The sequence below is a fragment of the Sandaracinus amylolyticus genome, from assembly GCF_000737325.1.
GTDB classification, from domain to species: domain Bacteria; phylum Myxococcota_A; class Polyangia; order Polyangiales; family Sandaracinaceae; genus Sandaracinus; species Sandaracinus amylolyticus.
Genome location: NZ_CP011125.1, coordinates 7,997,973 through 8,017,967 on the forward strand (window position 1 = coordinate 7,997,973; position 19,995 = coordinate 8,017,967).

The window sequence follows — 19,995 nt, forward strand, 5'->3', positions numbered from 1 at the left end:
GCGCGCCGCCCGACGCCCGATGAGATGCGGCGTGCGTCCTCCCACCACCAGGCATGTAATTTCGTCGTAACCTGACGGTTGGAGCGTCACATCGCGATGGAATGGCTGAACTACCATCATCTTCTCTACTTCTGGACCGTCGCCCACGAGGGCGGTCTGCTGCCCGCCGCGCGCAAGCTGCGCGTCACGCACTCGACCGTCGGCGCGCAGGTACACGCGCTCGAGGAGTCGCTCGGCGAGAAGCTCCTGGTCCGCGAGGGGCGGCGGCTCGTGCCGACCGACGTCGGCCGGCTCGTGCTGCGCTACGCCGACGAGATCTTCGGGCTCGGGCGCGAGCTCGTCGACACGGTGCGAGGCCGTCCGACCGGACAGGCGCTGCGCCTCGACGTCGGCGTGGTCGACGTCATCCCCAAGCTGGTCGCGCGGCGGCTCTTGCGCCCGGCGCACGAGCTCGACCAGCCGGTGCGCATCGTCTGCCGCGAGGATCACCTCGAGCGCTTGATCGGGGAGCTCGCGCTGCACTCGCTCGACGCGATCATCAGCGACTCGCCCCCGCCGCCGAGCGCGAACGTGAAGGTCTTCGGACATCCGCTCGGCGAGTGCGGCGTCACGCTCTTCGCCGCGCCCGCGCTCGCGAAGAAGCTGGCGCGCGGCTTCCCGCGCTCGCTCGACGGTGCGCCGATGGTCGTGCCCACCGAAGGCACCGTGCTGCGCCGCTCGCTCGACCGCTGGCTCGCCGCGATCTCGGTGCGCCCGACGATCGTCGCGGAGATCGAGGACTCGGCGCTGCTCAAGGCGTTCGGGCAGGACGGCGCGGGCGTGTTCCCTGCGCCCTCGGTGGTCCGCGACGAGGTGGTGCGCCAGTACGGCGTGCGCGCGCTGGGCGAAGCGCCCGGCGTGGTCGAGCGCTTCTACGTGATCACCGCAGAGCGCCGGTTCCAGCATCCCGCGCTGGTCGCGATCACCGCGCGCGCACGCGCCGAGCTCGACGCCTCTCCCAAGACCGCTCGTCGCCGGCCCGGCGCGAGCGCACGCGACCACACCGGCTCGCGCTGAGCGCGACCGCGATCAGGCGCGTGCGCGCTTCTTCGCGCTCTTGCCGTCGCGCGCCGCGCGATACGCGTCGGCGTCGACGCGCTCGCCCTCGGCCCAGCGCTGCAGCGTCGGCACCACGACACCCGCCCAGCGCGCGCTGAGGCGCAGCGCGAGGAACTCGCGATAGAGCGCCGCGAGCACTTCCTCGATCTCGCGCGTCATCTTCATGCGCTCGTAGAACGGCGTGTCGTCGGCTTCGTCCTCGTCGGCGCCCTTCTTCTTCTTCGGCGTGCCGCGCGTGCGCCCCGCCATCTCGTCGACGAGATCACCGGTCACCGCCTCGCCCTCCCCGCCGAGCTCGGTCTGCAGCTTCAGCCCGCGCACCGCGAAGCTCTCGCCGGTGAGCACGAGGCTCGTGTCGTCGTCGCCGCGCGAGATGCGGATCCCCGCGCTCTCGGGGAGCTGACCGCGCAGCAGCGCTTCCTTCGCCTCGCGCCCGAGGCCCGGCAGCGCCGCGGTGATGCGCGTGCTCTCCGCGTCGGCCGAGAGCACGAGCTTCTTCTCGATCCACAGCCCGAACGAGCCGTGCTCGCGCGTGCTCAGCGTGCCGTCGAAGAGCTCGCTCTCCATCCACAGCCAGAGCAAGAGCTCGCGGCCCACGAAGCGCCGCTTCTCGATCAGATCCGCGAGCTGCACACGACCTCCGGAAGGGCGCGCATCATAGCGGGTTTCGATCACTCGGCCCGGACGAGCAGCGCGACGTCGGTCATGCCGACCGACGTGTAGCCGCCCGCGACGAGCACGTCGCCCGACGCGAGCACCGTCGCGGTGTGACCGCTGCGTCCGAGCGGGATGGAGCCGACGACCTCGAAGCGCTCGCCCTCCGGATCGAGCGCGAGCACGTCTTCGATCGACTGCCCGCCCGTCGACGGCGAGAAGAAGAAGCCGCCGATCGCGAGCACCGCCGCGCTCGTCTCGACCAGCGCGATCGAGTTGCGCGGCGACGGCAGCTCGGGCAGCGCACGGAACGCCTCGTCGCTCGAGCCGAGCGCCTCGACCACGTCGAGGAACACCGGAGGCGCGAGCCCGCCGACCACCAGGACGTCGTCGTCGCGCGTGCGCAGCGTCGCGTGGAAGAAACGACCCGGTCCCGCGAGGCGTCCACCCGGCGACACCGCGCCCGTCGTCGTGTCGATGCGCTCGATCTCGTGCGGCGCGCCGGTCGGTGCGAAGCCGCCGATCACGAGGACCGCGCCGTCGTGCTCGACGAGCGAGAGCATCGCGCGCGGCGCGGCCAACGCGCCGCCCTCGGACCACGTGCCCTCCTCGGGATCGAAGATCTCGATGGACGCGACGGGCGCGAACCCGCCGCCGCTCGCCGGCGTCGCCGCGCCGCCAGCGACGAGCACGCGACCGTCGCTCAGCAGGATCGCGCCGTGGTGCCCGCGCGCGTGCGCCATCGCCGCGGCGTCGATCACGTCGTGCGTGCTCGGGTCGTAGATCACGACGCTCTCGGTCACCGCGGTGCCCGCGGGCACGCCGTTCGACGCGCTCGCGCCGCCGCCCGCGACGAGCACGCGACCATCGGCGAGCAGCGTGGCCGTGTGGTTCACGCGCGCGGCGGGCAGCATCGCGACCTCTTCGAACGCGCCCGTCTCGGGGTCGTACTCCTCGATCGACGCGGTGGGCACGCGGCCGAGATCTTCCCCGCCGACGAAGAGCACGCGCCCGCTCGGCAAGCGCGTCGCGGTGTGACCGAGCCGCGCGACGTGGATCGACCCCGTCGGCTCGATCGCCAGCGCGACGCGCGGTCCCGCGTCGACGTCACCCGCGCCCGCGTCGAACGCGGACGCGTCGGGCAGCGCGGCATCGGGGAGCACGATCGGTGGATCGTCGCTCGATCCACCACACGCCGAGAGCACGAACGAGAGCACGAGAAAAGGAGCGAGCGTCCGCATGCGGCAGCGCCCGAGCACGCACCGGGCCGCGCGGCGGCCCCACGATTCGCGCGGTGCGCGTCCTCGCTCCGTCACGACCGCGACGCGCCACCGTCGCGGCGCGCACGCGTCGTCATCGGCCGCGAGGCGCGAGCACCGTCATCTCGAGCTCGGCCCACGCCTGCGTCTCGTCCTCGCCGAGCTCGAGCCGCTGCGCGAGCGTGTACGGCGACTCGGCGACGAGCTCGATGCCGAACGTCTTCTGGAAGAGCTCGAGCATCGCGAGCGCGTTGCGCTCGGTGTGGCTGAAGAAGCGCACGACGCCTTCCTCGAGCGACCACGTCAGATCGATCACGCGCGTCGTGGGCACGAGGCGCTTGCGCAGCTCGCGCGTCACGACCTCCTTGATCTCCGCGCGCTCGCGCCGGGAGAGCTTGTCGCGCCCGCTCTTCTCGCGGTACTTCGTCTCGGCCTCGCGCACCCGCGTCTTCAGGAGCGGCCCGGGGATCGCCCATCGATCGGTGCGGAACCCGAGGTTCAGGAACCCGTCGAGGTAGATGCGCTCGCTCGGCAGATCCACGTCGAGCGCATCGCCCATCACGCACCACCCCGAGCGCTCCGCGTCCGGCTCCTCCGGGCGCAGCGGCCGCATCGCGTGGTGCAGGATCTTCTCGTGCGACTTGTCGAGGAATCCGCGAGGGAGCGAGCGAGGCGCGAAGAACCGCGCATAGCTGAGAGAGCCCGAGAGCGCCGACATCGCGCGCGGGTGTAGCACCTCATCGGTCGATCGATCGACGCGCCGACTCGCACCGGTGTGAGCCCCGACTCGCACCGGTGTGAGCCGAAGCGCTCGCGACTACTCCTCGATCTCGCCCGACAGGAAGGCCCCCATGTCACGCAGCATCGCGTCGCCCAGCGCCGGGATGATCAGATCGGCGTGGAGCGGCGTCGGATAGCTGCGCAGCGGGCGACCGCTGACGCGCTGCAGGACCTCGGTCGTGCGGTTCGGGATGATGATGTCGCCGCGCGACATCTGGATCAGCACCTGCCGATCCTCCTGCGCGTACAGATGCGCGACGCTGTGCGGGTCGACGCTGTCGATCAGCCAGCGCGCCACGTCGAGCAGTCGCTCCTCCTCGAAGCTCGGCCGCGGCACGTCGATCGACGTGAAGTACTCGTCGATCTGCGGCGAGAAGTACGTCGACTCCACGAACAGATCGACCATGTCCGAGCCCGGCACGTTGAGCACCGCGCGGTCGATCTCCGGCGTGACCGAGACCCATACCGATCCGATGATCGCGCCGAGCGACTGACCGACGTAGTGGATGCGCTCGGGATCGAGCCGCACCCCCGTCGCGCCCTCCCAGTCCGCCGTCTGGATCGACCGCAAGAGCGACGAGAGATCGACCAGCGCCTGCCGGAAGTGATCGTTGATGTACGGCAGATCGTGGGTGTCGAGGAACGCCGCGCCGCTCGCCATCTGCACCGCGACGAGCGGGAACTGATTGAACTCGTCGGGCTCGCCGCTCGACGTCAGACAACGCCCGTCGGTGCTGCACGTCGCATCGGAGCCCGACGCGCACGGCGGGAAGCGGAGGATGTCGTCGTCGAGCCCGGTGAGGTTTCGGAACACCTCGGGGAAGAAGTTCGGGATCGCGACCAGGCTCGCGTCGATGCACGCGATGCGCTCGCCGTGGAACGGGAAGTCGATCCCGATCGCGACGAACCCGCGCTGCGCGAGCTCGCCCGCGATGCCCATCAAGAAGCGCGCGTCGGTCACGATCGCGTGCCCGAAGATCACGACCGGCGCCGGCTCGTCCTCCGGCAGATCGTTCGGCACCGCCATGTAGAACCGCACCGGCTGCATCGGGTGCTGTCCGTCCTCGCGCCACCGCCGCGAGATCGGATCGAGGAAGTACGGCGAGGGGATCGTCCCGATCACGTACTCGCGCACGCCGATGCTGCGCGTCAGATAGACCGCGCGGATCGCCGCGCCCTCGACACCCGGCGAGAGCGCCTCGAGCGCCTGCGCGGGCGTCAGCCGCTCGCGCACCGTCGGCTCCGCGTCGAGCTCGAGATCGATCGACGCACGCGCCGACTCGCGGATGCCGGGCACCGCATCCATCGTCGTGAAGGGCCACGCGGTCACGATGTTCTCGCGCCCGTAGCCATCGAGGAATTCGTCGATGCGCGCGCGCGTGACCTCGACGCGGCTCGCGAGCTCGTCGGTGAGCGATCCGATCTGGCTCGCGCCGCGCACCGCGATCGGATGCTCGCTGCGCATGAACCACCCGAGCGGCATCGGCTCGACCGCCTCGCCCTCGGCGCTGCGCACGCCGCGATCGACGACGATCGCGTACGTGGTGTGGCCCTGCAGCGGCAGCGCGGAGTCGTCGACCACCACGACGAGGTGGATGCAGTCCGCGGGCGTCGGCGTCTGACGGCACGCCTCTTCCCCGTCGTCGCCCATCACCTTCACGCTGACGGGCAGCTCGCGCGGCGTGTCGTCGAGCTCGAAGACGTGCACGTTGCCCGCGACCGTCGTGGGGTCGACCGCCTCGGTCATCTCGAAGAGCAGGTTCGGCGAGACGCCGAACCCATCGAGCTCGTTCGCCTGGCGCTTCGCGTTCGCCTCGAGCTCGCTGTCCCACTCGGCCTCTTCGAGCGAGACGAGCCCGGTCTCGGGATCGACCAGCAGATCGAACGGCAGCGGCACGCGCTGCGAGTCGCGGTCCATCGCGAGCTCGGGATCCTGCGTCACCGTGAACGACCACAACGCAGCGACCTCGTCGCGCGGGATCTCGCTCTGCGTGGGCCGCGCCGGGTCCTCGAAGAACTCGAAGAACGGCGCGAGCTCGAGGCGCAGGTCCTCGAGGCGCGAGCCCGCGTCGAGCCGCTCGGCGCGCGTCGCGCCGGGGAACGCGCGGTTGTGCCCGATCGTGTTCAGCACCTGGTCGCGGCGCAGGAAATAGAAGATCGCGTCGGGCTCCACCCCGAAGCCCTGCGTGTCGCGCACGCCGAGCTCGCCGCCGCGCACGACGATCACGTAGCGATGCCCGGGCTCCCACCCGGTGCGCGGCGGGAGGATCGTGAGGCGCCGATCACCCTCCTCGAGCCGCACCTCGAGGTCGCTCACGCGCTGCGGCGTCGGCAACCAGTCCCACACCTGCACCGTGTCGGGGTCGATCGAGCGATCGTCCACGACGGCGCTGAAGCGCACCGTCGCCGCCATGGTCGTCGACCAGCCGTCGCGCGTGTTCATCCACGCGCGGAACGCGCGCTCGGTCTCGCTGAGCTCGGGATCGTCGTCGTCGATCGGGAGATCGAGATGCCCCTCCTCGTCGTCGCGCAGCGCGTCGTTGGGCATCGGGATCTCGCCCGTCCCTGGATCGAAGATCGGGAAGGTCGGGACCCGTTGATCGGTGTCCAGTGGAAGGCCACAGCCCGCGACGAGCGCGAGCAGAACGTGAAGCAAGCGTCGCGTACGCATCGGCGTTGTTGAACAGGGTCCAACCGATGACGCGCGTGCGTCAAGACCGCGAACGGAAGTTTCTCCCGCGGTCTCCGCATGGTTTCTGGCCCTGCACGCCGCGCTGCGTCACGGCTTCGAGCCGCACTGCGTCACGGCGCGAGCGGCGGCGCTCCGTCGGGCGGCGACGTCGGCTCGACCTCCACGAGACGGCTCGTCCCGCTCGCGGCCTCCCACGCCGTCACCTCGAGCTCGCTCGTGTCGTACGGCGCCTCCACGTCGGCGATCTGCACGAACGTCGCGTGTACGCGCGCCGGCGAGAGATCGAGCACGAAGTACCCGCGGTGCGAGATGTCCGCGTACTTGATGTGCGGCGCGCGCGCCGCGAGCGAGCGCATCAGCGCGCGCTCGATCGGCCCGCCCGGAGGGCTGATCGGCGGCGAGCTGATCCCCGGCGCGACGAACTCCACCGCGCTCGCCGGAGGGAGCGGCGAAGCGCTCGGATCTTCCACCACCTCGCACGCCCACGCGGTGTGGATATCGCCGGTGAGCACGACGACGTCGCGCACCGGATCGCGCTCTCCGTCGCCGCGGATCGCATCCAGCACGCGCGTGCGCGACGCCGGATATCCGTCCCACTGATCGTCGTTCGCGAGCAGCGGCAGCGGCGAGAACATCACCTGTTGCCCGATCACCTTCCACTGCGCGTCGCTCGTGGTCAGGCGCTCGATCAAGAACGCCTCCTGCTCGCTCGAGATCAGCGGGCGCGCGCCGGGCTCACCCGCGCCCTGCTCGCTGCGTCCGTCGATGCGCGTGTCGAGCATCACGAGCTCGGCGAGCGCGCCGTAGCGCAGCGCGCGCCAGATGCGCGAAGGCCCTTCGCTCGCGGTGCGGATCGGGAGCCACTCGTCGAACGCCTGCTGCGCGGCGGCCTTGCGATCCGCCCACGCGCCCTCGGCCTCGTCGTGGTTGTTCGCGCCGTCGCGCCACGCATTGTCGGCGCTCTCGTGATCGTCCCAGACGTTCACGAACGGATGCTGCCGATGCGCCTCCTGCAGATCGGGATCGGTGCGGTACTGGCGATATCGACGGCGGTAGTCGTCGAGCGTCACGATCTCGCCCGGCGGATCGCAGTCGCGGAACGTGCCGTACTCGCCGGTGCCGTACTCGTAGATGTAGTCGCCGAGGTGCAGCACCGCGTCGAGATCGGCGCGCTGCGCGATGTTGCGATAGCCGTGGAAGTAGCCGAACGCGTAGTTCGAGCACGAGCACACCGCGAAGCGCAGCCGCGCGATCTCCGCGTCGCTCGCGGGCGCGGTGCGGGTGCGGCCGACGGGCGAGGTCTCGCCTCCGTCGACGACGCGGAAGCGATAGTAGTAGGTCGTCGCCGGCATCAGGCCGGTCGCGTCGACCTTCGCGGTGAAGTCGCGCGCAGGATCCGCCGAAGCCTCGCCGCTCGCGTCGATCGTCGCGAACGACGCGTCGCGCGACATCTCCCACGCCAGCGCGATCGCCGACGTGCTCTCGGTGGTCACGCGCGTCCAGAGGATCACCGCGTCGGCGAGCGGATCGCCGCTCGCGACGCCGTGCTGGAACGCGCCCATCGGCGCCGGGCCCGCATCGCGACCGCGTGGGCCCGTGTCGGGCATCGCCGCGTCGCCGCCCATCTGCATCGACGCGTCGACCAGCGGAACGTCGGTCGACTCGCACCCGATCATCGTCGCCGCGCCGAGCACGCCCGCGCTCTTCAGCGCGCGACGACGCGAGAACCCCGGCCCCTTCGAACTGCTGTCCATCGCACCACCTCCACGCGAAGCGGCGCGCACTCTAGTCGAACGAGCGCGACGGACGCGCGACGGACGCGCGTCAGCGCCGTGAGCGACGTCGCACCATCACCACGAGCCCCGCGAGCACGACGAGCGACGGCGCGATCGCCTCGTCGTGCGAGGTCACCGCGCCCGGCACGCTGCACAGCCACGCGGGGCCGAACCGACACTCGCTCTCGTGCGGCCGCCCTTCACGATGCTCGAAGGGACCGCACGCGGGGACCGCGTCGGCGCGCGCGACGCTCGCGACGAGTGAAGCGACGAGTGCGATCGCGAGCCCCAGCTTCGTGCGCATCGTGTCGCATCCTATCGCACGCATCGCCCTCGCCGTGCGCGTAGTCCTAGCAGCGTTCGCCGTCGACTCGTGGCATCCTCGCGTTCGCATGGGGAGCGGGACGACGACGGGACGGGCGCAGAAGAGCACCGGCAAGCGCCGCGCGGCGAACGGCGCGAAGAGCGCGAACGGCCACGCGGTGCACGCCGACGGCGAAGGCGCGAAGACGAACGGTGCGCGCCACAAGCGCAGCGCACGTGACGTCGACGTGGAGACGGCGTCGAGCGAGGCACCGGTCGAGCGAGCGCGCGAGAGCGAGCGTCTCGTGCCGGTGAAGGCGCGACCGAGCCGATCGGAGCGCGAGTTCGCCGAGCAGCGGGCCCAGGAGATCGACGACGTGTGCGCCGCGTGGGCGGCCATCGTCGCCGAGCGCATGGCGGCGGATCAGCAGTTCGCCGAGAGCTACGAGCAGTTCCAGAAGAGGCCGCGCGATCTGCGCGGCCTTTTCCTTTGGGACCAGCTCCACGCCGCGGAGTCACACGTCGCGATGGTGAACGCGGTGATCGCGAAGCACCTCGAGGGACGGCGCGCCGATCCCTTCGCGATCCTCACCGACCTCCGCGCCGCGCAGCGCAAGCTCGCGGTCGTGTACGCGGTGAACGCGTTCCTCGCGGTGCTCAACCAGATGAGCCCGAGCAAGCCCAAGTGGCTCACCGTCGAGGCGCTCGATCCGCGCATGGCGGTGCTCGCGCTCGCGCACCAGACGCTCGAGTACGCGCTCGAGGCCGCGCGCATCGAGGCGCCCTCCGATCTCACCGAGCAGATCCTCGCCGCCGCGCAGGACGAGTCGGTGTGGACGGGCGCGCGCGACGCGTCGGACCGCACGCTCGCGGCGTGCGCCGCGACGGCCGCGTTCTTCCGTACGCTCGGCGCGCAGGACCTCGCGACGATCGACGAGATCGTGACGCTGTACGAGACGCACGCGCGCGGGCGCGACGTCCGCGCCGCGTTCTGATCGGCCCGACACCGCGCTCCAGACCGCCACGACGCGCGCGATCCCGACGGGGTCGCGCGCGTTCGTCGTTCCGGGCCGGAGCACGACACGCGCGCACACGCTCCTCCCGTTCTTCTGCGCGAGCGTGTCGACGCACCACGTGGGGCTTGGTTTCCCGCGGCCGGCGAGCCTATGTTTCTGGCTCGTGTCCAACCTCGTTCCACGATGTTTCGGCTGGACGCTGGTCGCCCTCGTCGCGTCGACCTCGGGGGGCTGCTTCACGCACAGCCCGATCGACGACTCGGGGCGACAGCGAGCGCGCGCGACCGAGCGCGCCGCCATCGCGTGCGACGGCCTCGCGCCCGAGCTCGTCGAGCGCACGCTGGCCGACGCGCCGCATCTCGTGCTGCACGCCGAGGCGATCACCGCGTTCGGCGGGCGCCCGCGCCGGCTGCAGACCCTCGGCGTTCGCATCCGCGTCGACAACGATCTCGGCCTCGACGCGCGGCTCGCGGAGCGCGTGCTCTCGTGCCAGTCCGCGCGCTACGCGGCGCGCGGAGAGTCGCTCACCGCGCGCGATCCGCTGGCCGTCGCCGGGCTCGTCATGCGCGTCGAGAAGGCCGACGATCACATCGAGCTGGTGCTGCGCGCTCGCGACCCCCGCGACGCCGAAGAGGCCGTGCGGAGGGCGAGCGCGCTGCTCGCGGATCGCTGATCCCTACGGGAGTGCTCGTCCCGCGGGTCCCGCACGGGAGCGCGCGAAGCGCGCGGACGGAAGGGACCAGCGGGCGAGCCGATGTCACTACGGGAGTGCTCGTCCCGCGGGGGGTCGACGATCAGTCGGAGTGGGCGACCACGCCCAGGATGCTCGAGAACACGAGCTCGCTGGGCTGCCCGCTGTTGTCGACGAACTGGTCGTAGCTCGAGACGTCGAGACGGTTGTCGAGGCGGAACACGAGGTGCGGATCGGGCGCGACCTCGATGGTGAACGTGCCCGTCGTGAGCGACTCGTCGGTGTCCTCGAAGTAGAGGACCTCACCGCGCAGCGCGAGCGCGAACTCGGGGATGAAGCGGTACTGCGCGCCGATCATGCCGCCCGCGATCGTCGTGTAGCCCGCGGGACCGAAGTCCTCGATCGTCACGTCGCCGTTCGCCACGAGCGCGAGGTCGCCGACGCTGTAGCGCAGGATGAGGTCGACGAGGTGGCGGAAGCGCCCGTCGTGATCGCCGAGATCCTCGTCGGTGACGCAGCCCGCGATCGGCGGGTCGTCGGGCCCGGGGATCGCGTTGCAGTCGGACTGCTCGGGGCCGGTGAGATAGCCGAGCGCCACCGAGAAGTCGCCGACCGTCAGCGCGCCCTGGATACCGACGCTCTTGCCGTCGTTGTTGTCCGAGACGTTGTTCCAGCCGTTGACCGCGATCGCGGTGAGCGTGAGCTCGGGGATCACCGCGTACGAGGCGCGGAAGCCCATGTGATAGAAGGGCTGCACGACGTTGTAGAGCGAGCCGCGCGAGTAGTTCGGGTTGAGCCAGCTCTCCGAGACCTCGGCGCCGTAGATCGTGTCGAACTGACCGAAGTCGATCTGGAAGTTCTCGATCGGCCGCCACGACACGTAGGCCTGCTTCAGGAACTGCAGGCCCTCGGGCAGACCGCTGAACGCGCCGAGCAGGCGCGGCACCGCGGTGCCGAAGCGCAGATCGATCGCGGCGCCGAGCGGGTCGGGCGCGTAGCGCAGATCGAGACCGGCCCACGCGAGCGAGGGACCGCCGTAGATGTCGTACGCGCGGTGGCCGATGATCGCGGACTGGTTGCCCTCGAAGCCGTTCGGCAGCGTCCAGTGCGCGGCGACGTACGCGTCGGCGAACACACGGAACGAGAGGTTGTCCGTCCACGACGACGCCTCGGCCTCGGGCTCCGTGGCGGCGACCTCTTCCTCCTCGGCCACGACCTCGGGCATCGCGACGGGCTCGGCCGTGACGACCGGCTCTTCCGCGGGTGCGACCGCCGCCTCTGCAGGCGCTTCGGTGGTCGCTGGCGTCTCCACGACCGCACCGGGCGCCGGCTCGGCGCTGGGCTCGCTCGTGGCCGTGTCCTGCGCGTTCGCGCGAGGCACGAGGGTCAACGACACCAGGATCGCCAGCGCCGCCCCCGCGGCTCGCTTGCTGGTCCTCGAGACGAGCTCGTTCATCCGGATCCTCCCGACTGCCGTCGAGCGGACGGACGTCTCCCCCGCAGCTCTCCCCGCCCCGGGGCACCGCGCGAAACCCGCCGCTCTCGACGCTCCGGGATGTACCGGCCAGTTGTTTCGGCGACTTTTCGCGGCGGAAAGAAGTGACGCCACGCGTCACCGAACGGTCTTGCGCGCGGAATGAACGTGACGCGCGCGCGTCGCGCGGCCGGAGACGGAACGACCGCGGGCGCATCGGCTCTCGCCCATGCGCCCGCGTCGTTCGAACCGAGCCGTCACGCGCGCGGTGATCGCGCGCGCGGAGACGAGCGGATCACCCGCCCGTGCTGCGGCAGTAGCCGTCGCGCCACTGACCGTTCTCGTCCTGCGCCGGCGGCACCCACTCGCGACCCGGATGGCAGGTCCCGGTCGTGGGCGGCTGTTGCCGACCACCACATCCGACGAGCGCCGTGCAAGCCATCACAACGGCCACGATGCCCGCCGCGATCCGTCCTTTCGAATTCGTCATCCGATCCAGCTCCTGGGTTGGAACGCGCGAACCCTACTTCTCAGGTCCCGCACGGGTCAAACCGGAGCCGCCACGATGACGCCCTCGAGCGCGGAGCACTGCGCGACGAACGCCCGGAAACAGGGCGAATCTCGACGTGGGTCGTTGTGGTGGGACCTGCGGCGCGAGCATCGAACGCACCTGGAGACGACAGCCTGGCGACTCACGCGACGCCCGATTTGATCGGAGAATGAGCGTGCCCATGGACGACCCCTCCACCGAAGCCACGATCTGGTTGGCGGCCCTCGCGGCCGCGGTGCGCCGCGCGCAGAGCGCGAGCACGCAGCACGAGCGCCTCGCGGCGCTCGAGGCTCTCGACGAGACGAAGATGCGCCTCGAAGACGCGCTCGCGCGCGTTCGCGAGGAGCTCGCGCTCGGCGTCGAGCCCCCGAGCGACGCACTGCTCAGCTGACGCTGGAGCACGCGGGCCGCGCGCGAATCCCCCCCGCGCGCGGCCCGCGCGCTCGCGTCGATCCTCTCAGCGCGCTTCGCGCCACGCGATCTCGAGCGCGACGATCTCGCGGAGCTCGAGCTGGGCCATCGCGCGGAGCACCCGATCGGCCGCCTCCTCGTCGCTGCGGTGCACGTCGACGATCTCGCGCCGCGACGCGACCACGATCGTCAGCACCTCGCGATCGTCGCCGACGCTCCCGCTCCGCGCTCCGGTGGCGAGCCGGCGGAACACGCCGTCGGCGATCGGCGACGACATCGGGCGGTGATCCTCGACGCGCACCGCGCGCCACGCCGCGCGATGCGCGCGCAGCGCGTCGACCATCGCGCGCAGCCGCCGGACGCGACGCGGCTCGCGGCGGTGGGTCTTCCGCCGCGCGATCGCGCGCTCGATCTCGACGCGCGTCGCGCGATCGACCGTGACCTCGACGACGCCGAGATCGACGTTCTTCCACTCGGGCGACTGCGCGTCCGGCGCGGCGTCGCGGCGCACCGTGCGCGGTCGCGCGCTCACCACGAGCGCGCCGACGATCAGGAACAGCCCGAGCCACAGCGGGCCGTCACCGCCCGCGACGCGCGAGCCGGTGCTCGAGTACGCGTCGTAGTAGTACGCGGTCTGGCCGTGGCGACCGGCGTAGAAGTACCGGCCGCGGCCGTGGCTTCCGCTGCTCGAGCGCGCGCCGCCGCCGGAGCGACCTCCCCCGGAGCTGCCGCCGGCCCGTTGGGCCGATGCGACCGCGCACGACGAGGCGATCGCGACCAGCGCGATCACCGCCAAGAGCTTCCCCCGCATGCGAGCCGGGAAACTCTCGCACGTCGGGCGCGATTCCGCTCACGCCGGGGCGGCCCAGCGCACGTCGAGCGCGACGATCTCGTCGGGGTCGAGCTGCGCGAGCGCGCGCATCACGCGCTCCGCCGCGTCGGCGTCGTCGCGCTGCACGTCGACGATCTCGCGGTGCGACGCGACGGCGATCGTGACGACCTCGAGCTCGCCGTCGTGCTCGGCGAGCGGCGCGCCGTGCTGCGCGTCCTCCTGCACGCGACGGAACGAGCCCGCCGCCATCGGCGGCGACATCGGGCGGTAGTCGTCGACCCGCACCGCGAGCCACGCGTCGCGGCGCGCGCGCAGCTCGTGGATCACCTCTCGCAGCCACGTCGCGCCGTGCTCGCGCACCCGCAGCGGGACGCGCCGCGCGGCGAGCGTCTCCTCGATCGCGCGGCGCGTCTCCGCGTCCACGCCGATCTGCACCACACCGAGATCGACGTTGTCCCACGCGCGCGACTGCGGGCCCGGCACGCGCAGCGTCGCGCGCCGCGCGCCGCGAGCGAGGAGCATCACCACGCCGCCGATCACCACGAGCGTGACGAGCCCCCCCGCGCCGATGCCGCCCGGCGCGAAGAACACGAACGGCGCAGGCCCGTAGTACCCGCCGCCGCCGTAGCGCGTGCCGCGATAGCTGCTTCCGATCGGCGCGCGACCGCGGCCGCCGCCGCTCCAGCGACGTCCACCGAAGCTGCCGCCGGTGCGCTGCGCCTCGGCGATCGCGGCCTCGGCGAACGCGCCGACGAGCAGCAACGAGAGCGAGAGGAGGGCCCCGAAGATCACGCGTCGCACGAGACGTGACATGGGCCCGGCGGCGCCGGCTCGCGACCCTCGACAGATCGCCCCGCTTGGTCGATCGTCGCAGCATCGCGTGACCACCACCCGCGCCCTCGTGATCGTCTCGCTCGTCGCCGCCGGCTGCGGCGGCGCGGCGAGCGCACCGACGCACGACCGCGGCGAGCTCGCGTGCGCGCCCGCCCGCGCGTGCGACGAGACCGCCGACGCGTGGCCGAGCACCGACGCGTACCGAGGGTGGGCGCCGTTCGACGAGCGCGAGGTGCCCGCGTCGATCGTCGAGCCCGTCCCGCCGCTCCCGGTGTGCGCCGTCGAGAGCGGGTCCCAGGTGCTCCGCTGGACGCGCGATGCGCGCGGCCTGCCCGCGTCGTACGAGCAGGTCGAGCACGGCGAGGTCCAGCTGCGCGTGCGGTGGGAGCACGACGCGTCGGGCATGCTCGTGCGCGAGACCGTCGAGCGCGAGCTCGTCCCGGTGCACGTCCAGGGCGACGGCGATCGGGGCCCGACGTTCGTCGACGGCCGGCCCGAGCGCGTCACGACGTGGCAGCGCGACGGTGCCACGCTGCGCGAGGCGATCGACGAGGACGGCGACGGCACGATCGATCGCGAGATCGTCCGCACGCTCGACGCGCGCGGCGCGACCCGCAGCGAGACGCGCGTGCGATGCGGCGGCTCGACCCGCGCCGGCAGCGAGCTCCGCACGTGGGAGCGCGACGCGCAGGGGCGCGTGATCGCCGAGCGCTGCGACGCCGAGGGCGCGCGCTGGTCGAAGCGCACGATCCACGGCGAGCACGGCCCCTCGCGCATGGCGTACGAGCGGCGCGACGAATTCGGCGCGCGCGCGCTCGAGCACCAGTGGACGTACGACGGCGCGGGGCGCCTCGTGCGCGAGGGCTTCGACGCCGACGGCGACGGAGCGCTCGACGTGTGGCGCGAGCACGAGATCACGCTCGACGAGCACGGGCGCGTCGCCGCGCTGCGCACCGTGCCCCACGGCGACGGGCGACGAGCCGTCGAGCACCGGTGGGCGTACGACGCGGAGGGTCGCCGCGTCGATCACGTGATCGTCGAGGGCGCGTCCACGTCGAGCGTCCCACGCGGCTACGACGCGCGCGGCCGGCTCGCGACCACGCTCGCCGCGACGACGCTCCGCTACGAGTGCGAGTGAGCGCCCGGCGGAGCCGTCAGCGCAGCCGGAGCAGCGGATACGCCGCGTAGCCGGGCACCGTCAGCCGCTCGGTGAGCGTGCCGTCGACGCTGATCTCGCGGATCGTCGTCGACGAGAAGTCGGCCTCGACGCTGTGCACGAAGAGCCTCCCCTCGAGGCGCGAGAAGAAGATGTTCGACGAGCCGAGCGGCCACGCTTCGATCGGCTCCGCGCTCCACGCCTCGAGATCCACGAGCCAGAGGCCCCAGTTCGCCGCGTACCAGTCGTCGAGGAACGTCGGCGAGCTCGGGTCCGCGTTCTCGACGTGATAGACGGTCAGGATCCCGATCCCGTCCGCGAGGTAGTGGAAGACGCCCGCCGGCCGTCCCTCCGTGAGCTCCTCGAAGCGGCGCGGCCAGCCCTCGGCGATCGCGTGCTCGCCCGCGTCGATGCGCGCCACGCAGCGCTCGAGCGTGCTCGCCTCCTCGACGAGGTCGTACGCGATCGTGTCGACCATGCCGGAGAAGTAGAGGTTTCCCTGCTCGTCCTCGGTCGCGATCTGCAGCGCGGGGCACGGCACGTCGAGCAGCGCGTCGAGCGATCCGTCTCGCGCGTAGATCGCGATCTGCGACTGCTGGTGGAACGCGTACCAGTCCGCGTCGTGCCAGAAGTACGGCTGGAACACGCCGTCCTCGCGGACCACGCGCCCCTGGAAGTTCGCGGCGGTCACCGCCATGCCGTCGCGCTCGGGCGCGACCTCCGGCGTGTCCACCGAGCCGACGATCTCCATCGCGGTCGGGTCCCAGAGCACCCGCGACGTCTGCTCGAGCGCCATGTGCGCCATCGTCGCGTCGACGATCGTGTTGAACGAGAGCGACGCCGAGCTCAGCCCGTGCGCCGCGAAGCTCACGGTCTGCTCCGCGTCGCCGAGCGTTCCGTCGGCGCCGAGCGCGTAGCGCTCGACCTCGGGCCGCTCGCCGTGGCCCACGAAGAGCACGGCGTCGTGCGCGGCGACCGACGACCAGCCCGCGAACTCGCGCGCGGTGGAGAGATCGACCTGCTGCGCGTCGAGCGAGCCGAGCACCGTCACGTACGTCGCGGCGGTGGTCTCGTCGAACACGGTCGTCGTGACCGCGTACGCCGGGGCCGCGCCGCCTCCGTCGGGCGGAGAGCCGGCGTCGGGTGTGTCGTCGCGCGGTGTCTCCGAGCCACACGCGGTCAGGCTCGCGATCGCGAGCGCGGTCAGAACGATCCGGATCTCCATGCCCACTCCTCCACGGCTCACGCGCGCGCCCACGGCGCGAGCGCGACGATCGAGATCGCCAGGAACGCGAGCGCGATGGCGGACACCGGGATCGTCCCGTCGCCCTGCAGCGTGTCGATCGTCCCGAACGCCGCTTGCCCGATCGCGACCCCTGCGATCACCAGTCCTGCTCTCGCGCTCACGCTGCACCTCCCTGCGCCTCGATCGACGAGCGCGCGCTGCGCCGCGCGCGGATCCACGCGCCGCTCAGCGCGAGCAGCGCCGTGCCGATCGCCATCGCGCTCCAGAGCGCGCGCGTCGGGAGCCCGCCGAACGAGCCGAAGTGCAGCGCGTCGACGGTGTGCACCCAGCGCTCGATCGGCGGCATCGCGTCGGCGCGCCACACGCCGAGCACGACGCGCGCGCCGGGATCGAGGAACACCTGGTTCGCTTGATCGCGCGCGAGGAGCGCGTCGGTCTCGCCGAGCAGCGAGAGCACGGGGCGCCGCTCGGTGGGCATCGCGATCGCGCGCACCTCGAGCTCGGGCATCGCGGCGCGACCGAGCGCGACGAGGGTGTCGAGATCCGCGATCGGCTCGCTCGTCGCGCGGGCGCGACCTGCCTCGTCGATGCTCGGCGCGGCGGGCGTGAGCTCGACGTCGGCCCACGCGGCGACGCGCTCGACGCCGTACCAGGTGCCGGTGATGCCCGCGAGCAGCGCGAACGCGACGAGCGCGAGCCCGCCGACGCGATGCAGGTCCTTCGACGCGCGCTCCTTCGCGACGCGCAGCAGCCGCCGCGAGCGACTGCGCCACACCACGAGCACGCCGCTCGCGGTCGAGCCGAGGAGCGCGAGCCCGAACAGCGCGACGACGAAGACGCCGACGTTCTCGCCGAGGAAGAGCGAGCGGTGCAGGTCGCGCGCGAAGCGCTGCACCGTGAGGTACGGGCCCTCGCCGCGCACGCGCGCGTCGCGCGGGTCGAGCCAGATGCGCGCGAGCGTGTCGTCGGGCCGCGCGACGATCGCCTCGGCGGCGAACCCCGGCTCGAGCGGCGCGGCGAGCACGATGACGCGCGCGTCGGGCGCGTGGGCGCGCGCGCTCGCGTGGAGGGCGCCCCAGCTCGCGCGTGGAGCGCCGTCGGCGAGCGCGGGCGCGCGCAGCGCCGGATGGACGAGCCAGTCGACGTCGCTGCTGACCGCGGCGAGCGCGCCCGACGCGCAGATCACGAAGAGCGCGGCCCCGAACGTCATGCCGAGCGCGCCGTGCACCCGGAACGCGCGCTTCACGCCGCCGCGCGGACGCGCGCGCGCCGGCAGCGCGCGTCGCTCGACGCCGTGCCGGTTCGCCATCCGCGCGCGAGAGGAGGGGCCCATCGAGGGACCCAACCTGGTCTAGATGAGAATGACTGTCAATCTCCGGCCGCCACGTGTGCTGCAGCGCGGGCGCGCAGGCGCTCGCTCATCGCAGCGCGCGCTCGGCGGGCAGCTCGTCATGCGACCCGGAGCAGCCGAGCGCGCTCCACGCCGCGAGCACCCTGGGGTCCGCGCCATCGCGCGGTGATAGCCGCGTTCGTGGAGCATTGACGGACAGCGATCGCGACGCTGGGATTGCCCCTTCTCGAGGAGGACATCGCATGACGATCCCGATCACCGTCGAAGACCTCATCGCCATCGGCGAGCGCTTTCCATCGGAGGCGATCATCGCCGAGATCGATCGGTTGCTCCCGATCGCGTCGGCCGACCTCGCCATGCTCGAGGCGGGCGGATACTCGGCCGACCTGCTCGACGCGCTCCGCGGCTACCGCGCCACGCTCACCGAGGAGACCGCGGGCCGTCGCGCCCAGCGCGCCGCGAAGAAGAGCGCGCGCAGCGTCGAGGCCGAGGCGATCGCCGAGGCCAAGCGCGTCCTGCGGGCCGCCGTCGTCATGGCGGAGGCGGCGATCACGTATCGCGTGCCGCCGACGGGCGAGGCGCCCGAGACGACCCAGCGCATCACGCGCGACCTCGCCGCTGCGCTCGAGTCGGCGCGTGGCGTGGTCGGACACGACTCCGCCAAGCTCCGCACCCGCCTCACCGCGGTCGCCGCGGTGCTGGGCAGCGCGTCGATCGCACCCGCCGAGTCGGGCCGCGCGGCCCGCACCGCGATGATCGCGCGCGTCACCGCGGCGATCGCCGCGCTCCCGGCCCTCGCCGAGGAGAAGAAGGCCGCCCAGCACGAGGCCCGCTCCAACACCGACGCGCTCGACGAGATCGACGGCCGCGCATATCTCAACTTGCGGACACTCGCCAAGGTCGGCCGCGCCCAGTGGCGCCTCGCCGGGGACAAGACCCGCGCCGACGCCTACCAGCTGACGCTCGACGACCGCCGCCCCAAGCGCTCCGGCGAGCCCACTCCGACTCCGGCCTGATACCAGCGCGTAAGTGCCCGGAACGACGACACGATCGAGTCGCCCCGTGCACTGACGAAGTCACTCCGTGTGCTCACGAAGAAGGTCCACGGAGTGACGCCGTCGGTCCGCGTGGTGACACGGCAGGTCCGCGTCGTGACGAAGCAGCTCCGACGGCTGACGAAGCAGGTCCGGGTGCTGCCGAAGAAGCTCCGGGCGCCGCCGAAGAAGGTCCGCGTCGTGACGAGCTCGGTGCGCGTGGTGGCGAAGTCGCTCCGGGCCCTGTCGAAGTCGCCCCAGGTCACAGCAGGGAAGCTCCGTGTGGTCAGGCTCCGAGCGGATCGGCGTAGAGCTCGTCGACCCGCAGCGTGACCCCGAGCGACGCGAGCTCGATCGTCTCTCCGCCGCCCGCCTCGATCAGCTCGCGATCACGCTCGTTGCGCCGGTAGACCTCGATGCGCCGCTCGGTCTGCGCGACCAGCGCGTACTCCCGCAGCGTCGTGAGGTGCCGGTAGTGGGCGAGCTTGGCGCCCCGATCGTGCGCCTCGGTCGATTCCGAGAGCACCTCCACCAGCACCACCGGATTGGTCACCGCGTGACGGTCGTCGGGCGAGGTCTCGGGCGCGCCGCACACCACCGCGACGTCGGGATACGTCGCGAGATCGGTCTCGCGCACGCGCACCCGGAGATCCGACGAGTAGACCCGACACGGCTTGCCGCGGAGCGCGACGAGAGCGCGGGGATCACCGTCGCCGAGAGCGCGGCGTGCTCGGGCGTTCCGCCCGCCATCGCGAGCACCTCGCCGCGCACGAGCTCGTGCTTCACGTCGGTGCGCGACTCGAGCGCGAGATATTCGTCGTAGGTCATCACGGCAATCA

General features: G+C 72.1%; 19 protein-coding genes and 1 pseudogene. 6 read left to right on the forward strand and 14 right to left on the reverse strand.

Annotated features, from left to right (window positions below; genetic code table 11):
- Positions 1-96 precede the first annotated feature (96 nt).
- Positions 97-1,056, forward strand: coding sequence for a transcriptional activator NhaR (gene nhaR / locus DB32_RS33700; protein WP_053239044.1), 960 nt, complete (start codon positions 97-99; stop codon positions 1,054-1,056).
- Between the two features lie 12 nt (positions 1,057-1,068).
- Here nhaR and DB32_RS33705 read toward each other — a convergent pair whose 3' ends face one another.
- The 6 genes from DB32_RS33705 to DB32_RS33730 form a co-directional block, all read right to left on the reverse strand.
- The gene (locus tag DB32_RS33705; protein ID WP_053236766.1) at positions 1,069-1,731 is read right to left on the reverse strand and encodes a hypothetical protein; all 663 of its coding nucleotides are present in this window, start codon (positions 1,729-1,731) and stop codon (positions 1,069-1,071) included.
- 38 nt (positions 1,732-1,769) lie between these two features.
- Complete coding sequence (locus tag DB32_RS33710; RefSeq protein WP_157069700.1) at positions 1,770-2,993, reverse strand: Kelch repeat-containing protein; 1,224 nt, start codon at positions 2,991-2,993, stop codon at positions 1,770-1,772.
- Positions 2,994-3,105: 112 nt separating this feature from the next.
- The gene (locus tag DB32_RS33715) at positions 3,106-3,729 is read right to left on the reverse strand and encodes a recombination-associated protein RdgC (protein ID WP_053236768.1); all 624 of its coding nucleotides are present in this window, start codon (positions 3,727-3,729) and stop codon (positions 3,106-3,108) included.
- A 99-nt stretch (positions 3,730-3,828) separates the two neighbouring features.
- Positions 3,829-6,447, reverse strand: a complete 2,619-nt coding sequence (locus DB32_RS33720) for a hypothetical protein (protein WP_157069701.1) — start codon at positions 6,445-6,447, stop codon at positions 3,829-3,831.
- A 146-nt stretch (positions 6,448-6,593) separates the two neighbouring features.
- Positions 6,594-8,237, reverse strand: a complete 1,644-nt coding sequence (locus DB32_RS33725; protein WP_053236770.1) for an alkaline phosphatase D family protein — start codon at positions 8,235-8,237, stop codon at positions 6,594-6,596.
- A 70-nt stretch (positions 8,238-8,307) separates the two neighbouring features.
- A complete protein-coding gene (locus DB32_RS33730) occupies positions 8,308-8,562 on the reverse strand; it encodes a hypothetical protein (protein WP_053236771.1) in 255 nt (84 codons plus the stop codon).
- An 88-nt stretch (positions 8,563-8,650) separates the two neighbouring features.
- Between DB32_RS33730 and DB32_RS33735 the strand changes: the two genes are divergently transcribed.
- Positions 8,651-9,556 (forward strand): hypothetical protein, encoded by a 906-nt coding sequence (locus DB32_RS33735; protein ID WP_053236772.1) that lies wholly within the window; start codon positions 8,651-8,653, stop codon positions 9,554-9,556.
- Positions 9,557-9,680: 124 nt separating this feature from the next.
- Complete coding sequence (locus DB32_RS33740; RefSeq protein ID WP_157069702.1) at positions 9,681-10,250, forward strand: hypothetical protein; 570 nt, start codon at positions 9,681-9,683, stop codon at positions 10,248-10,250.
- A 121-nt stretch (positions 10,251-10,371) separates the two neighbouring features.
- Here DB32_RS33740 and DB32_RS33745 read toward each other — a convergent pair whose 3' ends face one another.
- The gene (locus tag DB32_RS33745) at positions 10,372-11,724 is read right to left on the reverse strand and encodes a porin (protein ID WP_053236774.1); all 1,353 of its coding nucleotides are present in this window, start codon (positions 11,722-11,724) and stop codon (positions 10,372-10,374) included.
- A 313-nt stretch (positions 11,725-12,037) separates the two neighbouring features.
- Entirely contained in the window at positions 12,038-12,232 is a 195-nt protein-coding gene (locus DB32_RS47435; RefSeq protein ID WP_157069703.1) for a hypothetical protein, read from the reverse strand.
- A 241-nt stretch (positions 12,233-12,473) separates the two neighbouring features.
- On the opposite strand from DB32_RS47435, the gene DB32_RS33750 reads away from it, so the two are divergent.
- Entirely contained in the window at positions 12,474-12,683 is a 210-nt protein-coding gene (locus DB32_RS33750; RefSeq protein ID WP_053236775.1) for a hypothetical protein, read from the forward strand.
- Between the two features lie 66 nt (positions 12,684-12,749).
- Here the strand turns inward: DB32_RS33750 and DB32_RS33755 are convergent, their stop codons facing one another.
- Together DB32_RS33755 and DB32_RS33760 are read right to left on the reverse strand one after the other, a co-directional pair.
- Positions 12,750-13,514 (reverse strand): hypothetical protein, encoded by a 765-nt coding sequence (locus DB32_RS33755; protein ID WP_053236776.1) that lies wholly within the window; start codon positions 13,512-13,514, stop codon positions 12,750-12,752.
- Between the two features lie 39 nt (positions 13,515-13,553).
- Positions 13,554-14,327, reverse strand: a complete 774-nt coding sequence (locus DB32_RS33760) for a DUF1517 domain-containing protein (RefSeq protein WP_169791644.1) — start codon at positions 14,325-14,327, stop codon at positions 13,554-13,556.
- Positions 14,328-14,415: 88 nt separating this feature from the next.
- Here DB32_RS33760 and DB32_RS33765 point away from each other — a divergent pair, with 88 nt between their 5' ends.
- Complete coding sequence (locus tag DB32_RS33765; RefSeq protein ID WP_157069704.1) at positions 14,416-15,507, forward strand: RHS repeat domain-containing protein; 1,092 nt, start codon at positions 14,416-14,418, stop codon at positions 15,505-15,507.
- Between the two features lie 16 nt (positions 15,508-15,523).
- Here DB32_RS33765 and DB32_RS33770 read toward each other — a convergent pair whose 3' ends face one another.
- From DB32_RS33770 to DB32_RS33780, 3 genes are read right to left on the reverse strand one after another with little or no spacing between them, the layout of a single operon-like run.
- A complete protein-coding gene (locus DB32_RS33770) occupies positions 15,524-16,750 on the reverse strand; it encodes a hypothetical protein (RefSeq protein WP_157069705.1) in 1,227 nt (408 codons plus the stop codon).
- A 17-nt stretch (positions 16,751-16,767) separates the two neighbouring features.
- Entirely contained in the window at positions 16,768-16,932 is a 165-nt protein-coding gene (locus DB32_RS33775; RefSeq protein WP_157069706.1) for a hypothetical protein, read from the reverse strand.
- Positions 16,929-18,104: a PepSY-associated TM helix domain-containing protein gene (locus tag DB32_RS33780; RefSeq protein WP_083458124.1), complete on the reverse strand. Its 1,176-nt coding sequence runs from the start codon at positions 18,102-18,104 to the stop codon at positions 16,929-16,931. Before DB32_RS33780 ends, DB32_RS33775 begins: the two co-directional genes overlap by 4 nt.
- Positions 18,105-18,157: 53 nt before the next feature.
- Here DB32_RS33780 and DB32_RS33785 point away from each other — a divergent pair, with 53 nt between their 5' ends.
- The gene (locus tag DB32_RS33785) at positions 18,158-19,138 is read left to right on the forward strand and encodes a hypothetical protein (protein ID WP_157069707.1); all 981 of its coding nucleotides are present in this window, start codon (positions 18,158-18,160) and stop codon (positions 19,136-19,138) included.
- Between the two features lie 304 nt (positions 19,139-19,442).
- Here the strand turns inward: DB32_RS33785 and DB32_RS50315 are convergent.
- Positions 19,443-19,984: pseudogene (locus DB32_RS50315) on the reverse strand (Uma2 family endonuclease).
- Positions 19,985-19,995: the final 11 nt, after the last annotated feature.